At 44.9% G+C, this 24,895-nt stretch carries 8 protein-coding genes; 3 read left to right on the forward strand and 5 right to left on the reverse strand.

Going from position 1 to position 24,895, the window contains the following annotated elements; all coding sequences use genetic code 11:
* Window positions 1-4: 4 nt before the first annotated feature.
* From BTJ40_RS04455 to argS, 5 genes are all read right to left on the reverse strand, one after another.
* On the reverse strand, window positions 5-9,742 hold the full coding sequence (locus tag BTJ40_RS04455; protein WP_108731965.1) for a non-ribosomal peptide synthetase: 9,738 nt from the start codon (window positions 9,740-9,742) through the stop codon (window positions 5-7).
* A gap of 3 nt (window positions 9,743-9,745) precedes the next feature.
* Window positions 9,746-14,830 carry a non-ribosomal peptide synthetase gene (locus BTJ40_RS04460; protein WP_108731966.1) on the reverse strand — a complete coding sequence of 1,695 codons (5,085 nt, stop codon included), beginning with the start codon at window positions 14,828-14,830 and terminating at the stop codon, window positions 9,746-9,748.
* Window positions 14,831-16,075: 1,245 nt separating this feature from the next.
* Window positions 16,076-17,554 carry a nucleoside hydrolase gene (locus BTJ40_RS04465; protein ID WP_108731967.1) on the reverse strand — a complete coding sequence of 493 codons (1,479 nt, stop codon included), beginning with the start codon at window positions 17,552-17,554 and terminating at the stop codon, window positions 16,076-16,078.
* Between the two features lie 176 nt (window positions 17,555-17,730).
* Window positions 17,731-18,615 (reverse strand): SDR family oxidoreductase, encoded by an 885-nt coding sequence (locus tag BTJ40_RS04470; protein WP_157953884.1) that lies wholly within the window; start codon window positions 18,613-18,615, stop codon window positions 17,731-17,733.
* Between the two features lie 162 nt (window positions 18,616-18,777).
* On the reverse strand, window positions 18,778-20,514 hold the full coding sequence (argS, locus tag BTJ40_RS04475; RefSeq protein WP_108731969.1) for an arginine--tRNA ligase: 1,737 nt from the start codon (window positions 20,512-20,514) through the stop codon (window positions 18,778-18,780).
* Between the two features lie 145 nt (window positions 20,515-20,659).
* Here argS and sbcB point away from each other — a divergent pair, with 145 nt between their 5' ends.
* The 3 genes from sbcB to BTJ40_RS04490 all read left to right on the forward strand — a co-directional run bounded on the left by sbcB (window position 20,660) and on the right by BTJ40_RS04490 (window position 24,847).
* Window positions 20,660-22,111, forward strand: a complete 1,452-nt coding sequence (gene sbcB / locus BTJ40_RS04480; RefSeq protein ID WP_192879411.1) for an exodeoxyribonuclease I — start codon at window positions 20,660-20,662, stop codon at window positions 22,109-22,111.
* A 111-nt stretch (window positions 22,112-22,222) separates the two neighbouring features.
* Window positions 22,223-23,239: an aspartate carbamoyltransferase gene (locus BTJ40_RS04485; protein ID WP_108731970.1), complete on the forward strand. Its 1,017-nt coding sequence runs from the start codon at window positions 22,223-22,225 to the stop codon at window positions 23,237-23,239.
* 195 nt (window positions 23,240-23,434) lie between these two features.
* Entirely contained in the window at window positions 23,435-24,847 is a 1,413-nt protein-coding gene (locus tag BTJ40_RS04490) for a nodulation protein NfeD (protein ID WP_108731971.1), read from the forward strand.
* Window positions 24,848-24,895 lie beyond the last annotated feature (48 nt).

Raw genomic sequence — 24,895 nt, forward strand, 5'->3', positions numbered from 1 at the left:
ATCCCTATAAGATTATCTCAAATTCTTGAGTTTCATCCTGGTTTGATACTGTGCCTTGCTGTAAGGAAGCGCTTAACTTTTCAATTGTTTGATTTGCAAATAACATTGCTAATGGAATGTCTATACCAATTATCTGGCGGCTTTTGGCCCCAAGACTGATGGCTTTGATTGAATCTCCTCCGATACTGAAGTAGTTATCGCGGATACCAACCCGGTCCAATCCCAGGACCTGTTGCCAAACTTCGCACAATTGGCGTTCAAGTTGCGTACGTGGAGCCAGATAATCACTCTGGGAAACAAGCTTGGGAGTTGGCAAGGATTTTTTATCCAGCTTACCGCTTAAATTGACAGGTACTTTATCAATCCAGTTAAAGCTTGTCGGAATCATATAGTCGGGCAATACCGATGTTAATGTAGCTTTTAATAGATCAAGATCTTTGGATTCCTCGGAATCTGGTACTAAATAGGCTGCCAAGTATTTTTGATTTTGATATTCATGATCCGTTACTACCGCTTGCTTAACTCCTTCCAGGTCATTTAAAGCCGCTTCGACTTCACCTAACTCAATACGGAAACCTCTAATTTTGACTTGTAAGTCATTGCGACCGATATAATCCAGCTCACCGCTGGGTAACCATCTGACCAGATCGCCAGTTTTGTAAAGTCTGGTATAACCTCTGGCTCTATCTTCCTCGCTGGCAAAGGGGTTTTTTATAAAACGCTCTGCTGTCAGTTGAGGTTGGTTCAAATAGCCCCGGGCAAGGCCGGCTCCGCCTATGTGCAACTCACCAACGGCCCCTATTCCTAATAACTGACCTGATTTATCGAGGACATAGCTTTTGTTATTGGCGATGGCCCTGCCTATAGGGATCTGGTTGTCTTCTGATTGAGGTGGACAATGATATTGATGGCTACTGATAGTCGCTTCTGTAGGTCCGTAGACATTAATGAGTTTATCCCCCAAATCACTGGCCAGCTTGGTTGAGGTCACTTCGCCACCCGAGATGACTCGCTTCAAGCCATGCTTTTCCCCAAGCTCCAATGCCAGTAGGAGACTGGATGGTGCATCCAGGTGAGTAATGGACTCTTGCTCAATTAGCTGCTCCAGACGGCTAAAAGACTGGATGTCGGCATCACCGGTAATCACTAGCCGAGAACCACTAAGTAATGCGATAAATATCTGCTCTATAGATGCATCAAAAGTGTAGTTAGCCAGTAATAACAAATTTTCATCAGAAGAAATTTGATACGTTTCTAGGTTATGTTGCATCAAATTAACGCAACTGTGATGCTCAATCATCACACCTTTAGGTGTGCCAGTGGTACCGGATGTATAAATCACATAAGCCAGGTCGGATGTTGATGTTAGCGCAGGTAAATTTTCCCCACTTATTGCTTCATTCAAAAGTAACTCTTGGGTTACACACACTATGGATTCTTGATGTTCAATACCGACGATTTTCCGGAGTTTATCTTCGTTACTCTCTCCCGTTAGGATCATCGGACATTGACTGTCAGCTAAGATATAACGCAGGCGCTGTTCAGGGTAATCAGGAGAAAGCGGCAAATAAGCTCCACCGGCTTTTAGCACTGCTAAAATAGCAATGACCATATCGATACCGCGCCCAAAATATAATGAAATAACGGTATCTGGAATTATCGATTGTCCATGAGCTGATTGATATTGTTTTGATAGGATGCGGGCCAAACGGTTGGCTCTTTCATTAAGTTGACGATAAGTAATCCGTTGCTGCTCAAAGGCCAGTGAAATGTGATTTGGCGTTCGCAGGGCTTGCCGTTCAAATAAACCATGTAAGGTTTGTCCCTCAGGGAAGTCAATCCTTGTATCATTCCACTTACCCAGGATTAGTTGACGTTCAATTTCACTAACTCGTTCAATCTGATCTAAGCATAACTTCGGCGTTGCCAACATACTTGTGAGTAGGTGTTGATACAAGTTGGCAATGCGAATGATGGTCTTTTCATCAAATAAGCTGACTGCATAATTAAAAGTTGCGGTAATTTCCTCGCTACCATCATTTAAAAATAGACTTAAATCGAAAATTGCCGGTGAATAAAGAGAAGCTTCTCCATCAAGTTCAGAGGGTAAAAACGGGAAATCGTCATTAACACTTTCTTGCTGAACAAAGCTCTGTACGCCGAACATGACTTGGAAAAGTGGGTGGCGCGAGGTATCACGTTCAACATCAAGTGCCTCGAGCAGGCGTTCAAAAGGCAGTTCCTGGTGTACTTTAGCCTGAGTAACGGTCTGATGCACCTGAGCTATCAAATCCTTTACAGTCATTTTGGTATTGAGAACAGTTCTCAATACTAGAGTGTTAACGAAAAAGCCAATCAAGTCTTGAGTTTGGGCATGGTGACGATTATCTGAGGGTGTGCCTACCAGAATATCTTCCTGCCCGGACAAGGTTGCGAGGCAAAGATAAAACCCAGTTAGTAATAGGGTATATAAGGTAGTACCTTCAGCTCTTGCAAAAGCGCGTAACTGCGCTGACATATTTCTGTCTAGGATAAAGTGATAGTGCTTACCTCTTTGATCAGCCTTTGGCGGCCGTGGATGATCTAGTGGCAGTGCCAAGGGTTCATAACCGGACAACGTTTTTTGCCAGTAATTCAGCAGATTTTCCAGTGTCTCACCTTTGAGATGGGCTCGTTGCCAAACAGCATAATCATGATATTGGATTTCCAGCACCGGTAGTGATGCTTGCTGCCTTTCACAAATAGCATGATAGATTTGTGAAAATTCTTTAATAAAAATGCCAGTAGACCAGCCATCAAAAGCAATATGATGCCAAAGGATCAACAAGTACCGTTGTTCGCCTAACTGGTACATATGTAAGCGGACGGCGCTCTCATGGCTTAGATCAAAGGGGCGATTATTTTCCCTAAGCAGGGCAGCCTTCAATTGGGATTCATCTGTAAGCTGGTGCTTGTTTATTGTTATCTCCCTGGGTTGGACTTCTTGTAGGGTGACACCATTTGTGTCTGTGTAATAGATGCTGTTTAGTATAGTATGACGTCGTACTACCTCATTTATTGCCCGCTCAATATTATTTAGCGATGCCTGAGGCCTGAGCCTAACTAAGTAGGGAATGTGATATGCACTTGCTCCGGAATCGAATTTCTCGATAAAGAATAAACGCTCCTGGGAAAAAGACAGGGGATGAGGGCCGACTTTTACTGAAGGAATTCTCAGTAGAGGCTCCTCCTCAAGACCTTTGGAGAGAGCATCAATATTTCTTTTCTCAAACAGAGTTGCTAAGGAAAGCTCTATACCTAACTCCCTTTGAGTGGTAGCTATGAGTTGTACCGCATTGATCGAATGTCCACCGATTCGAAAAAAGTCATCGGCAATACCTACACGATCAAGTCCCAATATCTGCTGCCAAATCAGGCACAGGTTTTGTTCTAGAATGGTGCGGGGAGGAAGGTAATTATCCTCTATAATCAATTGTGGATTTGGTAACGCACGATAGTCCAATTTTCCATTAGGGGTTAATGGCAATTTTTCTAACAAAGTATAGCTTTCAGGTACCATGTATCCCGGTAAATTAATAGATAGCGTTTGCTTTAGGGTTTCCGGTGAAATTTTCTCTCTTGCCTCTGGTACTATATAAGCAACTAATATTGTATTTTCTTCATGGTGAAAAGTGGTCACTAACGCTTGCTTTACTACTTCGATTTCCTGCAGTGCTGACTCGATTTCTCCTAATTCGATCCTGTAGCCCCGAATTTTAACCTGCTTACCAATACGCTCAAGGTACTCCAAATTTCCGTCTGGTAACCAGCGTACTAAATCCCCAGTTTTATATAGCCGGTCATGTCCCCTTTCTCTATCTTCATCACTGGCATAAGGATTATTAATAAAACTCTTAGCTGTCAGCTCTTCCTGATTAAGGTAGCCGCGAGCAATACCTACACCGCCGATATATAGTTCCCCAGGAGACCCGACAGGTGCCGGTTGGCCATTTTTATCCAAAACATATAATTTTTTATTATGCAATGGGCTGCCAATAGGCAGTTTCCTCATCTTGGTGTTTAAGTGACAGGCAGTAGCAAAAACCACCGTTTCAGTCGGCCCATAAACATGTGTAAACGAAATTTCAGGGTGGTCATTAACTAGCTGGTGTAAAGTTCCAGCATCGGCCTTTTCTCCGCCAAATAAAATATTATTTACCTTCAATCCATTTAATAGGCTCTCTTTGGTCAGGACACTCAGTAATGCAGTTGTGATAAAAAATGAATCAATATGATGGCTATTTAGATAATCTATTAAACTTATAGGAGACCGGATTACGTCCTGCGTAACGAGATGCATACTGCAGCCATTTAGCACACTGTAAAATAAGTCAAATACGAAACCATCAAAAGCATAGGAAGACAAACTGGCAATATTGGTCACCTTGGAGGCTTCCAAATAACGATTATTGCAAGCAAAAGCTGTTACTGCATTATGTTGCACTAAAACGCCTTTGGGCTTACCTGTTGTCCCTGACGTGTAAATCACATAGGCAAGATGATTGCTACTTGATGTTTCTGGTAAGTTATCGTGATGATATGCGGTGACTTCCTTTTTATCATCAACTACAAGGATTGATGGAACTTGGTACTTGCCAGCCTGGGATGCGGGTAGTGCCGATAAGCTCTGTTTATCACTCATTACCAGCGAGATTTGTGCATCATCCAGTATAAATTTGATACGTGCTTGAGGGAGGTCCGGTGTAATTGGCACATAGGCAGCTCCAGCTTTCAGTACCGCCAAAATGGCAACCACCATATCTGCGCTACGTTGAAAACATAATCCTACTAGAGTGTCGGGCTCTATTGTCCTCGCTGTGCTGGCTTCATATTTATTTAAAAGTGCACGTGCGAGGCGATTGGACTTTTGATTAAGCTCCCGATAGCTTAGTCGGCATTGCTCAAAAACCAGGGCAATATGATCAGGTGTCCGGCTGACCTGCTGTTCAAATAGACCATGTATAGTGTTTCTGTCGGGGTAATTAACCTGAGTATCATTCCACTGGTACAAAATTTTCTGTCGATCAGCGGTACTTAGTTTTTCTATTTGCGCTATCGGAAAGTCTGGACCAGAAAGAAGACCGGAAAGCATTCTTTGGTAAAGACGGGATATATGTGCTATAGATTCTTCATCAAAAAGACTTGCCGCATAGTTAAACCCCGCTGTAATTTCATCGTCATAATCATTTAGCGATAAACTTAGATCAAATTTTGCCGGTACATATAAATTACTTTCCTCAATTAATTTTGTAGGAATAAAAGGTAATTTTTCGACATTAATGATTTCCTGCCTGTTATTCTGAAGCCCAAACATTACCTGGAATAAAGGATGGCGAGAATTATCTCGCTCTAACTTTAGCTCTTCAACTAGGCGCTCAAATGGGAACTCCTGATGCACCTTGGCCGAAGTTACGACCTGGTGCACTGTGGCGAGTAGTTCTTTTATCAACATTTCGGGCTTGATTACAACACGTAAAGCCAGGGGGTTAACAAAAAAGCCGATCAAATTTTGAGTCTGGGCATGATGACGATTATCTGACGGTGTGCCCACCAAAATATCTTCTTGCCCAGATAGGGTTGTCAGGCATAGGTAGAATCCACTAAGAAGTACAGTGAATAGAGAGGTTCCTTGATCTCTTGCCAGTGTTCGTAACTGTGCTGAGAGTTGACGACCTAGAGTGAACCGATAGTATTTACCTCGGTGATCAGACACTGTGGGTCTGGGGTAATCAAGTGGTAAAGCCAAAGATTCATATCCGGACAAACGTTGTTGCCAATATTGTAGCTGCTTCTCTAGCTGCTCTCCTTGCAGATAGTCATGTTGCCAGGCAGCATAATCACGATATTGAATATCCAGATCGGGTAAGATAGCCTCTCGCTTTTGGCATATAGCTTGGTAAATTTCTGAAAGCTCTTTGATGAAAATCCCACTAGACCAGCCATCAAAGGCGATGTGGTGCCAGAGTATCAGTAGATAATCTACTTCCCCTAATTGATATATATGAAGTCGAACTGCCCCTTCCTTTTCAAGGTCAAAGGAACGCATACACTCTTTTCTAACTAAGAGCGTTAATTGTTTTTTGTCCGCAGCTTTGTGCATTTGTAAAGTGACAGGAGTAGATAGTACCTCTTGCCGATTAATTCCGGTGTTATCGGTACAATAGATACTGTTAAGCACAGTATGTCTACGAATTACAGCGTTTAGCGCTTGTTCAAGCTTATCCAGCGATGTCTTTGGCTTTAGCCGGGTAAGATATGGTATATGATAGGCACTGCTTCCCGATTCAAATTGCTCAATAAATAGCAGTCTTTTCTGAGCAAAAGACAGTGGAAATACGGTTTCATTTGAGCGTGGAATTGTCAACAGATTCTGTTTTTCTATTCCCGAAACCAGAGTGGCTATATTTTTTCGCTCGAACAAATCTTCCAGTGAAACTTCTATAGCCAGTTCTCGACGAATAGTAGCAGTTAGCTGAACTGCATTAATTGAATGGCCACCTATACGGAAAAAGTCATCCTTAACTCCTATGTGTTCCAGCCCCAGTACACGTTGCCAGATCTGACACATCTGACTTTCTAGTTCAGTTCGGGGTGCAAGGTAGTTATCCTTAGAAATTAGTTCCGGGGTGGGTAAAGCACGGTAGTCTACTTTACCGTTAGTGGTTAGCGGGATCTGATCCAAGTAAGTATAGCTCTCCGGCAACATATACTCAGGTAAGCTTAGAGCCAATGTGTCCCGTAAGACTTCTGATGAAATATCTTGTGCTAGAAGAGGTACTATATAGGCTATTAGCAGGGTATTACCCTGATGATGATAAGTTGTCACCAGTGCCTGTTTTACTGATTCTACGTTGGTGAGCGCAGTTTCAATTTCCCCTAACTCAATTCGGTAACCCCGAACTTTAACCTGCTGTCCTATGCGTTCCAGATATTCCAAGTTTCCGTTGGGTAACCAGCGCACCAAATCGCCGGTTTTATATAGGCGATCATACCCCCTGCTTTTATCTTCATTATTGGCAAAAGGGTTATCGATAAAACTCTGTGCTGTCAGTGCTTCCTGGTTGAGATAGCCTCGGGCGACTCCTGCTCCACCGATATATAATTCCCCTGGAGCCCCGATGGGTACCGGATAACCTTTTTTATTAAGTACGTAAGCCTTAACATTATTGATAGGGCGCCCTATACATCGATTATTATTTTGCTGATAAAAGTTCAGGCTTTGAATGGCTGTTACCGTAGCTTCAGTTGGTCCGTATTCATTAATAAGCTTGTCTTTCCAAATATTTACCAACTCCGGTGAACAAGATTCACCGCCAAATACCACTCTTTTTATTTGCGGTTTGTTTTTGATATCACCTAAAGTCAACAAATGAGCAGGAGATGCTACCAAGTGTGTAACCTGATGTTTGGCTAATAAGCCGATGATTTTTTCCGGTTGTTTTAATATTCCTCTTTCGGGTAATATCAACCTCCCACCATTCAACAGAGCCAAATAAAAGGGCTCAACTGAAGCGTCAAAAACATAAGATAACAGCCAAAGTACACGTTCTTGATTGTCAAAATTAAATGCTTCGCTTTGTGCTTTAATTAGATTAACAACGGATTTATGCTCTACCATTACTCCTTTAGGAGTACCGCTTGTGCCTGAGGTATAGATTAGATACGCCAGGTTGTTTCCTTGCGGACCATGACTTAGGTTTTCGATAGAATACGGCGCAGTTTCTACTTGGTTATCTACTGCAAGCAATAAAGGTGGGGTAGGGATTTCCTCGAGTAAAGAGCGGAGTTTATCTAGCTTGAAACTTTGACTTAATACCAGAGCAGAATTACTGTCTTCTAATTGAAATTTCAGACGTTTTTGAGGTGCATCACAGGCAAGGGGCAGGTAAGCTGCGCCGGCTTTTAGCACAGCTAATATCCCTATTACCATTTCCAGGCTTTGCTCAAAATATAGGGCAACGATAGTATCAGGTCTTATCGTATCTCCGTGTTTATTTTGATAGTTATGCTGTATTGCTCTTGCTAACTGATTAGCTTTTTCATTTAACTCTTGGTAAGTTAATTGTTTTTCTTCAAAACTAACCGCGATTGAATCATGATTTATTAGGGCTTGAGTTTCAAATAGATGTGATAAGCTTAGCTCATTACCACCAGGTGAGCTTGTCTGATTCCAATCAATTAAAACTTTTTGGCGATCCCTATCTGACAAACTATCAAAAGTATTGATAGATCGTGAGGGCTGCTCCAGCATCTGTACCAAAATTTTTTGATAGACTCTACCGATATGAATAATGCTGTCTTCATCAAATAGACTTACGGCATAACTAAATATACCTTTTATCTGGTTCCCACTGTCATCGAGAGTTAGGCGTAAATCCGCTTTTGCAGGCGAATATAATGGATTTTGAGGATCTGTTTCTACCTGGGTAAACGGTAATTCATATAGGTTTGTCAAACCAAAACTTTGTACCGTAAACATTACCTGAAACAATGGATGGCGGGACAAATCCCTTTCCACTTCCAGTGTATCAATGAGAGACTCAAATGGTAGATCTTGGTGAGTTTTAGCCGCAGAGACTACCTGATGTACTTGCCTGATTAATTCATCAGCTGTTATATCTGCATTTAACTTTACTCGTAGCGCCAGTGAGTTGACAAAAAAGCCAATTACGTCTTGGGTCTGGGCATGATGACGATTATCTGACGGAGTACCTATCAGGATATCTTCTTGCCCTGATAGGCTAGACAGTGTTGCAAAAAAAGCACTGAGGAGGACGGTATATAGAGTGGTTTCCCTTGTTTGGGCATAGTGCCGCAATTTCAGGGATAGTCCAGTCTCTAACGTAAAGTAGGTATTTTTTCCTCGGTAATCCATTTTTTTGGGGCGAGGGCGATCTGTTGGTAAAACTAAAAGTTCATAACCGCATAAGGTATTATGCCAGAAAGACTTTAGCTTGGAGAGATTCTCTCCATTTAGGTAATCCCTCTGCCATTGGGCATAATCGCTATATTGGATAGATAGGTCTGGTAAGCGTACTTCCTGACTGTTAAGTAGAGACTGGTAGATGCTAGATAATTCCCGTAAGAAAATATCCATTGACCAGCCATCAAACGCAATATGATGCCACATAATTAGCAAATACAGCTTTTTATTGACCTCATAATATTTCAGGCGCATTGGTGGATCTTGCGACAGATCGAAGGGACGCACTATCTCATCTTTTACCGCCGGTAGTAACTTTTCTTCTGTGCTTAATTGGTTTGTCGAAATTTTAACAGGGTCAGATAATATCTGGCTGATATTTCGGTTATCAGACTCAATATAGACTGAATTGAGCACGGGATGGCGTATTGCCAAATGTGTAAAAGCACTTTGTAGAATATCTAATCGGGCATCTTGGTTCAATTGCACTAAATATGGAATGTGATATGCACAGGTTTCAGGCTGTAAACGTTCAATAAATAATAGTCGCTCCTGAGCAAAAGACAGACGGTATTGTATGAGTTCCTCAAGCTTGGAAAACTTTTTCTGTGAGTCAATTTCTCTTTTTTGTAAATACTTAACTAACTGAGACTTTTCTGCTTTCAATCGTGTTAGTAATTCTTGCGGTATTTCATCACCGCTACTTGCCAATTTAAGAATATCTCCACTGACCCATACAGCCAGTTTATTTTTCTTGAGTTCTTTTAATAACGCCAACATCAACTAAATCTCCATTACAAACTGATTATTAGCCGTAGGCTTATCAGCCAGCTTGGGAATGACCATGCTTTGCTGGTTTTTTAATGCAAGTGCTAATCTGGCAATAGTGCTGTGCTCTAATAGTAGGCGTAAGGGAATATCTATCCCGTTTAACTTTCGGCTGACAGCTGTGAGCTTTACTGCATTGATGGAGTTGCCACCGATACGGAAGAAGTTATCCTCAATCCCGACCTTGTCCAGCTTCAAGACTTCTTGCCAAACTGTACACAAATGTCGTTCAAGCTCATTTCTTGGCGCTTCGTAATTATGCTGCGTGACCAGTTCTGGCTCAGGTAATAGATTGGGGTCAAATTTGCCATTGATATTAAGGGGGATGACATCTATTAAATTATATGAATCAGGCACCATATAATTGGGTAGGCTCGACTGTAGAAATGACTTTATTGCGTCGCAATCCAATACTACATCATGTGTTGAAACCAAATAGGCTGCCAAGACTTGATTACCCTTTAACTCCCGTTTAATAACAACTGCCTGCTTTATTTCAGGGTGAGTGCACAAGGTGTTTTCGATTTCGCTTGTTTCTATTCGATAACCACGGATTTTTATTTGGCTGTCGTTTCGGCCAAAATACTCTAGAGAACCGTCAGGTAGCCAGCGGACCAAATCACCAGTTTTATATAATCTATCGTAACCTTTATCCAGATCTTCCTGTGTTGCAAAATAGTTGGGAATAAATCGTTGTTGCGTTAAGGTTTCTCTATTTAAATATCCGCGAGCCAGGCAAGCTCCACCTATATATAATTCACCAATAACACCAACAGGTGAATAATGTCCATATTCATTTAATACATAAAGCCTCACATTATCGATTGGTTTTCCTATGTTTATTTGGTCAGGTTTCTCTATTTTTTGCTGTGTCACACATACCGTGGCTTCTGTCGGGCCATATTCATTAAATGTGAATTCGGCAGGTAATACTGCTAATGGACTTAAATTGTCACCACCTGTGTGAACTAATGTTAATGTGGAATTCCTTAGTTCTTCCGCAATTTCATTGAGTATTGCAGTTGGAATAAATGCCTGATTAATATTATTCTCATTGATATATGAAATTAGCCTTTCACTCTCAACTCTACATTCATCCGAGGCAATATGGAGTTCCGAGCCAGATAAAAGTGCTGGAAATATTTCAAAAATGCTAGCGTCAAAAACATAGTTAGAGAATTGCAAGATCCGCTTTTCAGTATCCAACTGATGACTTTTGATCATGTATTGAACTAGGTTCACTACACTTTGGTGCTCTATCATCACCCCTTTAGGTGTTCCTGTAGTGCCTGAGGTATAAATCACATATGCCAGGGATTTGGAATCGAGTTTGATACAGGGGGCTGTTGGCGATTGAGTGAATAGCAATTCAGGTATATCAACAGAAATAAGTAATGGAACGCTTTTTAATTCTGACAGTTTTTTATCAATCGCAGTAAAGTGATACTGTTGCGTTAGGATAATGGGAGCTTGACTGTCTTCAAGGATAAATTGAGTACGCTGCTCTGGGTATTCTGGAGAGATAGGTAAAAAGGCGCCACCAGCTTTTAGAACGGCTAACATACTGATAACCATATCCAGGCTACGATCTAAATACAAAGCTATTAGGGTATCTGGCATTAACTCTTGGCCAGTTTGAGCTCGGTGTTGAGAGCGAATAACCTGGGCAAGTTGATTTGCTTTTTTATTAAGTTCCTGATAGCTAATAGTACTATTCTGATACACCAGAGCTGTATTTTGTGGGGTTTTACTCACTTGGGATTCAAATAATTCGACCAAATTACTGGTCGCTGAATATTCGGTATCGGTATTATTCCATCTGGCAAGTTGTTGCTTCAGTTTGGGATCAGCTATAACCAAATCTGAAATTTTACTGGCTTTCCCCAGCAGAATTTGGGTCATTACTGACCTAAATGAGGCCATCATATCCTGAATAAACCAAGGGGCATGTCGTTCCTGATTGAATTCCCATAGTACAGTAACTGGGTTGTCACTTCCTTCCTGTCCCATTCTCGGGATAACCACAATATTTAAATCGAACTTTGCTGATTTGCTGCCGATGGCTTCGACCAATTGCATCTCTGAGATGCCAGGTAATGTCATTTTCGGTAGGGGAGAATCATGAAAACTAAAGCAGACCTGAAATAACGGATTTAGTCCTTTGATACGTTCAGGATTTACCAAATCAACTACAGTTTCAAATGGAAGTTCCTGATTTTTTTGTATTTCTTGTGTCGTATCAAAACAGGTGTGAATAAAATCATTAATTTCTTGTTTTGAGTTTTGTTTTATTCTTGCAACATTGGTTGACACCATCATTCCAATAGTGTTTTCTACTCCTTGGTAATTACGATTCGCAGTACCAGTACCGACGCAAATATCGGTATCGCCGGAATATCGAGATAATACTAAGTTGACGGCCGCAAGCATAAAGGAAAATGGCGTCACTCCCTGTTTCTGGCAATACGTTTGTATCTCATGCCAAAAACCCCGAGAGATCTTCATTTTTTTAGTGTCTCCTCCCTTTAAGTCTCCTGTGGCGGTCTGAGGTAAATTAATTTTAGTTGGGGCATCTTTTAGTTTTTCATACCAAAATAGTTTCTGTTTTTCAGCGGCTTCGCTCGTTAGCCAGTTATTTTGAAAAACAGCAAAATCGGCGTACTGTCCAACATGATTTAGAGTTACATTTTTTCTGCCCTCGAGCCTTTGCTGATAGCAGAAGAATAAATGCTCGAGAAATACATTCGATGACCAACCATCATGGACGAGGTGGTACTCAATGTGAATAAGAATATGTTCTTTGTCTGTTAATTTTACTAACCCCCAGCGTACCAACGGTAATTGGGTAATGTCGAATACCTGATTCAATTCTTCTGCCAATAAATTATCAACCTGCTGCTTAGCCTGTTGATAATTTATGGAGCTAAAATCATATCTGGCTAACTTAACCTGGTAGTCTTCATGGATATATTGATAGGGCTCCTCTAAAGAATAGGAGCTTCGGTAAATCTCATGTGCATCGACTACATCCTGGATAGAGAGAGTAAGAATGTCTGGATTGATTTCACCTTTTAGAATTAATTTGCTTTTTGCATGGTATGCTCTATTTCCTGGATTGGATTTTGTTAAAAACCATATAGCTCGCTGCTGTGAGGATAAAGGTGAAACAGTTCGATATTTTTCATCCCTGGTATTGATGCTAAAACTTTGCTGGCAGCGAGGTAATTCCTGCCAGATATTTTCAGGTGTACGCTCTGTATAAATTAGTTCAACTGGAATGTTTACAGATACTTCTCTGGCGAGTTTGGAGGATAATCTAATGGCTGAGATTGAGTCGCCACCAGCGGCAAAGAAGTCTTCTTTCCATGCCAAAGGCAATGCTGTATATTCATTCATTAAGACTAGAAACGCTGATTGTTCAGAATCAAGATTCTCGTCCACGATAGCGGATGTATCGTCTTTTGCTATTGATAATAAAATCGATTTATCTATTTTTCCATTCTCTGTCAGGGGGAACTCAGGTAAAATTAGATAATGCTCAGGTACCATGTGAGATGGTAAGTGTACCTTTAGGTGTGATACGAGTTGTTGTATATCCAACGAGACTTCTTGCTTGAGTACTGCAAATGCATACAGCGATTGCTTATGTCCCGTATCGCTTACTAGTACACATGCCAAGGCAATGCCATTTAGAGTTTTTAGGCAATTTTCAATCTCCGAAAGCTCTATTCGGTGACCTCGTATTTTTACTTGTGAGTCATTCCTTGCTATAAACTCAAATTCGCCTCCTTCGAGGCGCCGAACTAAATCTCCTGTTTGGTATATTGATTTATAATTGTCGTCACTAATTTCCGGTGGCAATAAACTACTACTGATAAATTTTTCGGCCGTTAAGTCTGGTTTTTTCCAGTAGCCAGCGGCAATGCCTGCACCACCAAGATACAGCTCTCCGATATCTCCGATTGCCACCTGCTGTAAATTGCTATCCAACACCCAAGCTTTAGTATTCTTTAACACTTTGCCGATATTGTTTGCCGAATCTCCATGCGTAAAAAGGTGTGCGGTAGCGCACACAGTAGTCTCTGTTGGTCCATAGGCATTGAAAATCTTGCTTTGCTTGTTGAGCTTTTGCATCATATTAAGGGATGGTGCTTCACCGGCAACAACAATGCTTTGCAAGGAGTGAAGTTTTTCTTCGGGTAATAACGCTAATAGTGATGGTGGTAAAGTGGCAAACTGTATTTGATTGTCTCGGATTAAGTTTGCAAGTTTATTGTGGTCTTTACGTTCTTCTTCACTAGCAATATAAATCGTTTGGCCCAAAAATAGACTGGCAAATATCTCGAATACACTGGCATCAAAAACATAAGATGCAAACTGTAAAGTCCTTTGAAAATTTGCTAGTGAAAATCTTTCAATTTGCGCCGAAGCGAGGTGAAGGATATTCTGATGAGTGATCATAACCCCCTTAGGCTTGCCCGTTGTTCCAGATGTGTAGAGTACGTAGGCAAGATCATTAAGACAGTTCTGATTTACTTCCTCCAATGAAGGACTGGTTTTACTAGTATCTTTATCGTCAGAAAAGATTAAGATTGGAGAGTTACGATTTGAGTTTAGCCAGCTTGTCAGTTGAAATTTATGATGAGCCTGAGTTACAACCACTTTGGTTTTGGTATCCTGGAAAATATATAAAGCTCTCTCCCGTGGATACTCTGTAGAGATTGGGACATAGGCAGCACCAGCCTTTATTACTGCCAACATGGCTATTACCATGTCCAAGCCTCGATCTAAATACAGCGCAACTAAATTTTCTTTTGAGTTTTCTTCTTTAGCTAGCGCCTGGCTGATTAAGGTTGAAAGTGATTTTGAGCGCTCATCAAGATCTTGATAACTAATACTAATCCCTTGATATACAAGAGCTGTTTTATTTGGATTTATATTGATTTGATTTTCTAAGCAGCTATAGATAGATCGTGCTTTTGAATTGAAATTCTCACTTTTGATGTTCGGTGAGTTAACGATTTCATTGATTTCCATCATCAGTATTCCATTTATATTTTTTGTTAACGATCATTATTAAAAGTGATAGTTTTGGATGTTGTCTGCTTTATACTTTTCTTGAATGACCTTTCATGTGTTGTAAATATGATAATTTTATTATTTGTTCTGTAAGTGAAGTGTGTCTTGGGTGAGTAGTTTTTTTTAGATTTTCAAGTTAATAAATTAGATTTTTTTAAGACGGTTAGAGTAGGTGAATGAATTAATATCGTACAATGAAGGTCAAAAAGTTTTAGCTGCGGAAAATGATTCTCTATAGCTGGCTTATAATGAAAAGGCTGGCGGGATGTGTGTTGTTTAGGTTGAGTTTTATTATATTTCGTCTGCCAGTGTTGAAGCGTTGGTGAGGTGATAAATGTGGCTAAGTTATTGGAATAATGTGCGTTTTTCATAGTGCCAACTTCCGTGCCTATCTTTCACTACAATACTGCGCTGGGAAGTTATCAAAAATATTTTTGTGCATCAACAAAAAGGTACTTGCAATATTGATAGTAGATTTTCTGGCGATTATTTATTTGATAAGAGTCTAATAGGGGCGGTTTAGTTTTTTTGAGTTCGGAAGCGTGTAGATAATTCGTTTTTTCTCGGGTTTTAAATTTGTAGGGGCGTTGTTGTTGGTATGTTAGATGTCTTTAGGCTGATTTTAGGTAAGTTTATTGGAATGTTATTTTTAGAGTTTTTAACTGGGTTGGAGTTGAGGATTATTTTGATTGGTTTTGCTTTTATGGTAGGACTGGCTGTATAGGTTGGTAATTCTAATTAAGAAGGTTGTTCTTGTTTTATCGGTGTTTTCTAGGTATATGAAATATTAACTTTAAAGAAATTTTGCAATCGTGGCTGTGAGGAGTGGAATCAGGGTTTTTTGGATATGTATTTAAGATCGTTCGGTAATGAAGTTGTGGCGCTGTATGAACGATTCTCTATCTTGATGGCATAGGGAGTGCCAGCGACATAATATATGCTCAAACTGAGCGTAATCAGTTACTCAAAGATAGGGATGTAGAGCTAGCTCCTACTATATACATGAGAATTTAAAAGAAATTTTTCGATTAGATGTTGAGGGGAATGTGAGTGAGATATTCAATACTCGATATCAATATAAGTTATTTGAATTAAGTTGTTGCAATCTGGTGTGTTTATCGATGTTTTTTGAAAAGAGAACCTTCTTAAATTTCAGTTTCTGAAGAAATGATTTAAGAGGTTCTCTTTTACTAGTTGTAGTAGTAGTTAGTTTAATTTATTCATACATCTAGGTCCCTTCCGCGCAGCATTAAAGCGATCACGCAAGCGCTCAATCATCGCTGAGCGCGCAGCATCGTGGTTAATACCCATAACCACATTTACTGCCAAGCCCTCATCGGCCTCAGTAAAAGTAGTCTTTCCTACTGTTGGATCAAAGGTAATTGGATCATAAGGTGTTGTGCTGTCGGCTAGGCCCGTATCTAGTTGATCGACGGTGATATAGCCGGGCACTAATTCCATTTCCAAGGTTTCAGGCTCCAGTAGTACCAGCGCAGCGATAATATCCCACAGGCGAATAACGGCATCCATGGCGAAGTCACCATTACCCTGGAAATCCCCACCCTCAAATTCACGAATGGAACTGAGGAGTTGGGATGTATAGCAGGCTTCCGGAGTTGCGCGGCGTTCTGCGAGGGCTTCGATGGTGCTGCCTTGTATTTTGGCCATATCGGTTGAGTTGGTCGGAACCAGATAGGTTTCAATACTATTTTCACTCAGGGCGTCGAAGGTCCATTGTGCGCTCAGTGGGTCGAGCAGAATATTGAATTCCTGATGGGTACTGAAGTCGCTGTCACAGCCGAAGCTGGGGTGGGAGAAAATATTGCCGCCCAGATTTCTAGATTTATCGCCAAAGCAAGCTGCTTCGTGATTCTCGGTAAACGGCTCATAATTCTCAAAACCACCACCCATCATAATAACGCGGTCAATTTTAGCCAGCTGCTCTTCGTTGGCTTTGCCAAGTACCCGGGCCAGGGTGGTGAGTTTGCCGGTATTGAAAACTACTGGGCGTTGCTCCAGGTTATCCATCGTTTCCAGGATAATGTCTTCGGCTAGCTCAAAATTGAAGGAGACACCATTGTTACCTTGGTAGCGGTAGTGCTCCTGTTTTGCGCGCGGGATTAAGTGGTCAGTTCCATATAAGGTAGAGCCGTTGTCACGCCAGGGGCCGGGTACATACTGGCCGTAGAGATTAATACCCATGGCGTTGCGGCGCTCCAGGTTCCAGGTGCCGGTGGAGAAATCGGAGGAGTTGGGTAGTTGATAGTCTTCTCTGCCGAGAACGGCCTTATCGTCATTTACCGGAGATACTGAAGCTTTGCCGTTTGCGCCGTAGGCGACTTCTTCTGTGGCAAAATAGGCTCCGCGAATAACCTGGGTATCGTTATTTCCCAGCCATTCGAGGATGTTGTAAACAGTGTTGGCCCCGTGCGCTACGGTATTGAAAGAGTCCTCAACGACAGCCAGCTCCAGGGTATAGCGTGGGTCTTTGGCGATTAGAATCAGTGCTACGGCATCGTCAAAGTTATTGAAGTCGCCAATCCAGATAATGGGTTGGGCGTTTTCAGTCTTGATGGCCTGGTGTGGTTTCTTGCTGTGAGGTCCGCTATCCGCATTGCAAGAAGCCAATGTGGTTAGGCTGCCCAGTACCAGAGCTCCTGCAGAGAACCAGTGTTTCAATTTCATTTATCCTTCCCTAAATATTCGAGTGGTTTTACTCGGCAATCCAATAGCTCCTCCCTGATCTACTCGATTGCCACCTTGTAGCACCGTTTGTTGTATGAGTTAACGGTATTACACAGGTGTGAGCCGGAACATGGCCGGCAGCGATACTTCCCTGTAGCGCTTTGTCTGAAAGCTGTTTAAGCAATAAATGGCTTTAAATTTCGTAACAGCTGTTGCTCCAGGGGTTCGCTACTGCTAATCCCCATATCTGTCAGTTTTGATTTATCCAGCTGGCAATTGTAAGGGCGTGGCACTGTAAAATTGGGTTCAGTTTCAGCGCTCAAGTGTTCGGCATTCAGATTGCAAGCCTTGGCAATAATGTGTGCGAGTTCGTAGCGTGTGCAGGCCGTATCGCCACTCCACTGGTAAATGCCTTCAAAATTTATACCACTACGAATTTTTAGCAGGCATTGCTCCAATACTTCAGCCACTTCCTCAACACTGGTGGGAAAACGAATAGCCCAGTGATCCAACGTGACTGGCTTTTGCTCGCGCAAAGTATCCAGTAGGGCGGTGATACCGGATTCCTCCAGATAGGCAACGGGCCCGAATAACCAGGGCAACCTCAATACCCAGTGGTTTCCGTTATTCAGTACGGCCTCTTCCCCTGCCAATTTACTGCGGCCATAGAAGTTAACCGGGTTGGGATTGTCATCAGCTTTGTAGGGCGGGGTGCTGCCATCAAAAACATAGTCGGTGCTGATATACACTAATTGTGTATCGTTTTCGTTACAGTATTTCGCCAGGAATTCTGTGCTGCTGACATTGAGCTGCCAGGCGGTGTCGGGGCTGTCGGCGCAGCGATCAGGCCAGCGCTCGGCGGCGCAGTGAATGACAATATCGGGATTAACCTGTTGCAAGCAGGTCTTCACCGCTTCGCTATCGGACAAGTCCAGGCGAATTAAATTTTCTCCCGCGCGGGAAAAGGCGGTACCGGTAACAGAAAAAACCGGATTGCTGGAAAGCTGTTTAAATACACTGCGCCCCAATAGGCCGGAGGCGCCGGTAATCAGTATTTTCACGGGTGATTTCCTTTTGTCAGGCTGGCGGGAAACGTGTGGCCTGAGTGGGATAAAAGATGGTGCAGGATGGTTGGGTAGGCCACAACTGAAGGCCGCCTACCCGGGTGCTGCCCGGTTTGCCTATCTGAAAAGTTACAGAAGGTGATACCGGGCTGGAGCAATTTACATCTGCTCCATCACTTCAATGCCAAGCAGATCGAGGCCAGTAGCGATAGTGCTGGCCACTAGATTACATAATTGCAGGCGGCTGTGCTTCTGCTGTTCACTTACGCCTTCTTTCAATACTGGGCAGGCTTCGTAGAAGCTCATATAGGCGCTGGCCAGTTCGTACAAGTAGGTGCAGAGTACGTGCGGGAATGTATCTTTGGCTACCTGGTCCAGTACTTCGCCAAATTGGCTTAGTTTAATTGCCAGGGCGCGTTCCTGCGGGCTTTCCAGTTGGATATCGCCCTTGAGCTCGCTCGGCTCAATACCAGCTTTGCGAAAAATACTGCGTACGCGGGTGTAAGCATACTGCAGGTAGGGGGCGGTATTGCCCTCAAAGCTCAGCATGGATTCCCAGCTGAAGATATAATCGTTAGTGCGGGTCTTGCTTAGGTCCGCATATTTCACCGCGCCGATGCCCACCTTGCGCGCGATTTCTGCACAGGTTTTTTCATCCAGCTCCGGGTTTTTCTCAGCCACCAGTTTCTCTGCACGCTCTACTGCTTCATCCAGGAGGGCTGCCAGTTTTACGGTGCCGCCGGTGCGGGTCTTAAATGGTTTACCGTCGTCGCCCATCATGGTGCCAAAAGCGCAATGCTCAAGAGAAACCGACTCTGGCAGGAAGCTCGCTTTGCGTGAGGCGACAAAGGCCTGCTGTAGGTGCAGGGATTGGCGAGCATCAACAACATATAGGATACGGTCGGCACTGAGTTGGTTGGCACGGTAGCGGATAGCGGCCAGGTCGGTGGTGGCATACAGGTAGCCGCCGCCTTTCTTCTGGATAATCACCGGGCTGGGGTTGCCTTCCTTATCGGCCATCTCTTCCAGGAAAACAACGATCGCGCCCTGGTCTTCAACAGCGATTCCATTATCCAACAGCTCTTTTACCAGCACCGGCAGATCATCGTTGTACTGGCTTTCAGCGTAAACGTCTTCCTGTTTGAGGGTGACATTCAGCTTGGAGTAGATTTCTTCGCAGTGGCTGATAGAGATATCAATAAACTGCTTCCACAGTTTCAGGCACTGCTCATCTCCGCCTTGCAGTTTTACAACGTATTCACGGGCGCGATCGGCAAAGCCTTCTTCGTCATCAAAGCGAACCTTGGCTTCGCGGTAGAAGACTTCCAGATCGGCCAGTGCCACTTCTGCATCACTGTCTGCCAGCTTGTCGGAAAGGTGTGCCAGCAACATGCCGAATTGGGTGCCCCAGTCGCCCATATGATTTTGGCGAACTACTTTGTGACCTTGGAACTCCAACAGTCGTGCCAGGGCATCACCGATAATGGTGGTGCGCAGGTGGCCTACGTGCATTTCCTTGGCCAGGTTGGGGTGGGAATAGTCGATGACTACGGTCTTGGGCTCTTCAGCTGTGGCGATATTCAGGCGCTTGTCGCCTTGGGCGGCCAATAGCTGCTGGCTCAGCCACTGTTCGCTCAAGTGAATATTCAAGAAACCGGGGCCTGCGATCTCGACCTTTTCGATCATATCGCCTTTATCCAGCTGCTCAAGGATCTTGCCAGCCAGCTCGCGCGGGTTGGTGCCCATACGCTTGGCAGCGCCCATAGCGCCATTGGCCTGGTAGTCGCCAAATCCGGCTTTCTTCGCAGGTGCCACAATCGGGCCGCATTCTTCGGGGGTACCGGCGGCGAGCATGGCGGCCTGGAATTTGTCGGTGAGGAGCTGGCGAATATTCATAGAGTGAAGTGCTGTCTTAAATTCGTGGAAACGCCGAATTTTAATGGGCGGTGGCGGCTTTGCAACCAGCGTTGGCAAAGGAGTTGGTCCGGAGTGCTCGAAATCTCGACTTGGGTGTCCAGACGAGGAGGTTCTCGGTGGTATGATGCCGCCAAATTATGGAGGTACCGTGAGTTCTACCACACTTTATTGGCACGATTATGAAACCTGGGGTACAGACCCGGGTGCCGACAAGCCGGCGCAGTTTGCCGGTATCAGGACCGACGAAGAACTGAATATCGTCGGCGAGCCATTGATGATTTATTGCCGCCCTTCAGTGGACTGCCTGCCGCAGCCGATGGCGAGCCTGGTGACTGGCATTAGCCCGCAGAAAGCCCTGGCCAACGGAGTGCCGGAAATAGAGTTTATCCAGCGTATTCTCGCCGAACTGGGTGCGCCGGGCACCTGTGGGGTGGGTTTCAACAGTTTGCGTTTTGATGACGAGGTAACTCGCTACACCCTTTATCGCAATCTGCTCGATCCCTATGAGCGGGAATGGCGCTCCGGCAACAGCCGCTGGGACATTATTGATATGGTGCGCCTCACCTACGCCCTGCGCCCAGAGGGAATCCAGTGGCCCACCCGTAAGGACGGTGCGCCGTCCTTCCGCCTGGAAGAGTTGACCGCTGCCAATGGGATCTCCCACGAAGGCGCCCACGATGCACTGTCGGATGTACACGCCACCATTGATATGGCGAGGCTGATCCGCAAACAGCAGCCAAAGCTGTACGATTATGTGTTCCGCCTGCGCCGCAAGCAGGAGGCCGCCAAGATGATCGATATGCGCGAGCGCCGTCCGCTATTGCATATTTCCGGCAAGGTCTCTGCTAACCATGGTCACTTGACCTATGTGATGCCCTTGGCCAGTCACCCGGTTAATCGCAATGCGGTTATTGTTGCCAACCTGGCGATGGACCCCGAGCCGTTACTCAGCCTGGATGCAGACACTCTGCGAGAGCGCCTATACACCTCCCGCGACAAGCTGGGTGAGGGCGAGTTGCCGGTAGGGCTGAAACTGGTGCATTTGAACAAGTGCCCGGTATTGGCGCCTGCAAATATGCTGGATGACAAGCGCGCCGCTGAGCTGGGTATCGATCGCACAACCTGTGAGGAGAACTGGCAGAAGCTCAAAGATATTGATTTGACGGAAAAGCTGCACAACGTATTCCTGGACCGGGAATTCCCTGAGAGAGATGTGGAAGCGGACCTTTACGGTGGATTCCTCAGCGACTCTGATCGGGATATCTGCCGTGAACTGCACCGTGGACTGGCGGCCCGAGGTCCGGAAGCCTTGGCGGGTGAAGTGCCTTTCGCCGATAAGCGCCTACCCGAGCTGCTATTCCGTATGCGGGCGCGCAATTTCCCCGAGACCCTGTCTGAAGAAGAGCATCAGCGCTGGCAGATCTGGTGTTTCCAGCGCTTAACCGACGCTACCGCTGGGGCTTCAATCACCCTGGAAGATTACTTCCGCCAGCTGTCTGAGCTGCGGGTACAGCACCCGGAGCGCATCTCATTGATTACAGAACTGGAAAACTGGGGCGATAGCTTACTCGCTTAATGTGTCGAATCGCGCCAGCAGCCATTCTTCCACTGGGCTCTGTCGTAGTGCCCGAGTAGAATGCCGCTCGCGAATACCCGGCGCCCATAAGGCGCAACCACTGGAGTAACCATGGACTTTATCGGAGCCAACATTCTGTCCGTCAGCCAATTTGAGCGTGCCGACATAGAGCGCGTGTTTGATGTGGCTGACTCTATGACCCCCTACGCACAGCGCGAAAAGGTAACCCGTGTATTGGAGGGGGCGATTCTCGGTAATATGTTTATGGAGCCGAGCACCCGTACCCGCCTGAGCTTTGGAGCCGCCTTTAACCTGTTGGGCGGTACTGTACGTGAAACGGTAGGAATTACTGCCAGCGCTATGGCAAAGGGTGAATCCCTTTACGACACCGCCCGAGTGCTATCGGGCTATAGCGACGTGATCTGTATGCGCCACCCAAAAGAGGGGTCGGTGGCTGAATTTGCGGAAGCGAGTCGTGTGCCGGTGGTCAATGGCGGTGACGGTGCCAATGAACACCCCACCCAGGCACTGTTGGACCTCTATACGATTCGCAAGGAGCTGGCTGCGCACGGTCGCACCCTGGATGATTTCCGTATCGCCATGATCGGGGATCTAAAACACGGTCGCACCGTACACTCACTGTGTAAACTGTTGTGCTTATTCGGCAAGGTGCAGATTACTCTGGTCTCTCCACCGGAACTGGCTATGCCCGAATCGATTGTGGAGATGTTGCGCGAGGCGGGGCATGAGGTGGTGGTTACAGATCAGTTGGAGTCCTCGATCTCCCATGTGGATATCGTTTACTCCACCCGTATCCAGGAGGAGCGTTTTGCCTCTCAGGAAGAGGCCAACCGCTACCGTGGGCGATTCCGCCTGAACAAGGCAATTTTTACTCGCCACGCAGAGCCTAACACGGTAATCATGCATCCTCTGCCGCGGGATTCACGCGCAGAGGCGAACGAACTGGATACCGACCTGAATGAACATCCGAGCCTGGCGATTTTCCGCCAGACCGACAATGGCTTACTGGTGCGTATGGCCCTGTTTGCCATGTTGCTGGGTGTTGAGAATCAGGTAGATAAATATTCCCGCGATGTGAACTGGTATAGCCGACGCAATCGGGTATAAAACTACTCAACTGGGCGTAAATCCCAGTGGAAATAAACAAGGCCCCGGCTAATTCTGTTAATCTGATGGAATTAGCCGGGGTTTTTTGTTTCCGGTCTAGGGTGCCGTGAATGCTAAAGTGATTTTGCTATTTCGCTGTGGCACTCAATATCCAAATATTGGCGTTGAGCCAGATGTCGCATCAGGGATGGATGCATGTCGAAGCAGAATTCGCCCGTTTTGTTCTTTCGCAGCCTGGTTTCCCTGGCGCTGCTGCTCAGCTTTTTTGTGTGCAAAAGTGCCGCACAGGAAGAGACTTTTCCCCACGTAGCCATACTCAAGATTAACGGTGCTATAGGTCCTGCGACGACGGATTATTTCAAACGGGCAACAAAAGAGGCGATAGAGCAAGGCGCTGAGCTGGTGATCTTGCACCTGGATACGCCCGGCGGTTTAGACGCAGCTTCCAGAGATATTATCCAGCATATTCTCGCTTCCCCAATACCTATTGCCACTTATGTCTACCCTTCCGGTGCCCGTGCAGCCAGCGCGGGAACTTATATTCTCTACGCAAGCCAGATTGCGGCTATGGCTCCTGCGACCACCCTGGGCGCGGCAACGCCGGTACAAATGGGCGGGCCCCAGGGTACACCTATGCCGGGAGGCAAGCAGGAAGAAAAAAAGGAAAAAGAGGAGGATGACGAAGAGGAGGATAAGGAAAAACCTCCTGCCGGGACGGCCATGGAGCGAAAGGTCGTCAATGACTCAGTCGCTTTTATCCGGGGGTTGGCCCAGCGCCACGGTCGCAATGCGGATTGGGCGGAGAAAGCAGTCCGTGAGGCGGCTACCCTGACATCCTCTGAAGCACTAAAAATGAATGTTATCGATATTGTCGCCGATAACGATGCCGATTTATTGCGCCAGGTTGCCGGGCGAAAGGTATTACTTGATTCCGGTGATTTCACGATTCCGGAAAATATTACTGAATTGCAGACAGAGAGTTATGAGCCGGATTGGCGCAACGAATTATTAGCCCTGATCACTAATCCACAAGTGGCCTATATTTTACTACTGGTAGGTATCTATGGATTGATTTTCGAAGGATACAGTCCCGGCGCTTTTGTTCCTGGTATTGTCGGGGTTATCTGTCTTCTCTTGGCATTTTACGCCCTCCAGGTGCTGCCGATTAATTATGCGGGTCTCGCACTAATTATTGTTGGCGCCCTGTTAATTGTTGGAGAAGTGTTCATGCCAAGCTTCGGTGCCTTGGGTATCGGGGGAATTATTGCGCTGGTGATTGGTTCGGTGATGCTGATTGACAGTGATGTGCCGGGAATGCAGGTTTCCAAGCAGCTTATTGGTGCGATTGCCGGGGTTAGCGGCTTATTTTTATTAATGCTGTTAACAGCCGTGGGGCGTAGCCTGCGGCAGCCCAATGTTCCAGCAGATCAAGCTTTTGTGGGACGTTCAGCTGTAGTTTCACAGGTCAAGAATGGGGAAATCCTTGTGCATCTCGATGGAGAGATCTGGCGTGCTACTTGTGATCAGCCGCTGCAAAAAGGGCAGAGGGTTCGCGTAGTGGCTGAGCATGGATTGGTTCTGCATGTAGAGGCTGAAAAAGCACAGTGATAATTTGAGTCACTGAGGGCTCAGTTTTTTTGGCGAAAAATAGGGAGA

The sequence above is a fragment of the Microbulbifer sp. A4B17 genome, from assembly GCF_003076275.1.
Taxonomy (GTDB): domain Bacteria; phylum Pseudomonadota; class Gammaproteobacteria; order Pseudomonadales; family Cellvibrionaceae; genus Microbulbifer.

Excerpts from the sequence above, each read along its gene's own strand:
- BTJ40_RS04455 (WP_108731965.1), bottom strand. The coding sequence starts at position 9,742 with ATGTTGGCGTTATTAAAAGAACTCAAGAAAAATAAACTGGCTGTATGG.
- BTJ40_RS04460 (WP_108731966.1), bottom strand. The coding sequence starts at position 14,830 with ATGATGGAAATCAATGAAATCGTTAACTCACCGAACATCAAAAGTGAG.
- BTJ40_RS04465 (WP_108731967.1), bottom strand. The coding sequence starts at position 17,554 with ATGAAATTGAAACACTGGTTCTCTGCAGGAGCTCTGGTACTGGGCAGC.
- BTJ40_RS04485 (WP_108731970.1), top strand. The coding sequence starts at position 22,223 with ATGGACTTTATCGGAGCCAACATTCTGTCCGTCAGCCAATTTGAGCGT.
- sbcB (WP_192879411.1), top strand. The coding sequence starts at position 20,660 with ATGCCGCCAAATTATGGAGGTACCGTGAGTTCTACCACACTTTATTGG.
- argS (WP_108731969.1), bottom strand. The coding sequence starts at position 20,514 with ATGAATATTCGCCAGCTCCTCACCGACAAATTCCAGGCCGCCATGCTC.
- BTJ40_RS04490 (WP_108731971.1), top strand. The coding sequence starts at position 23,435 with ATGTCGAAGCAGAATTCGCCCGTTTTGTTCTTTCGCAGCCTGGTTTCC.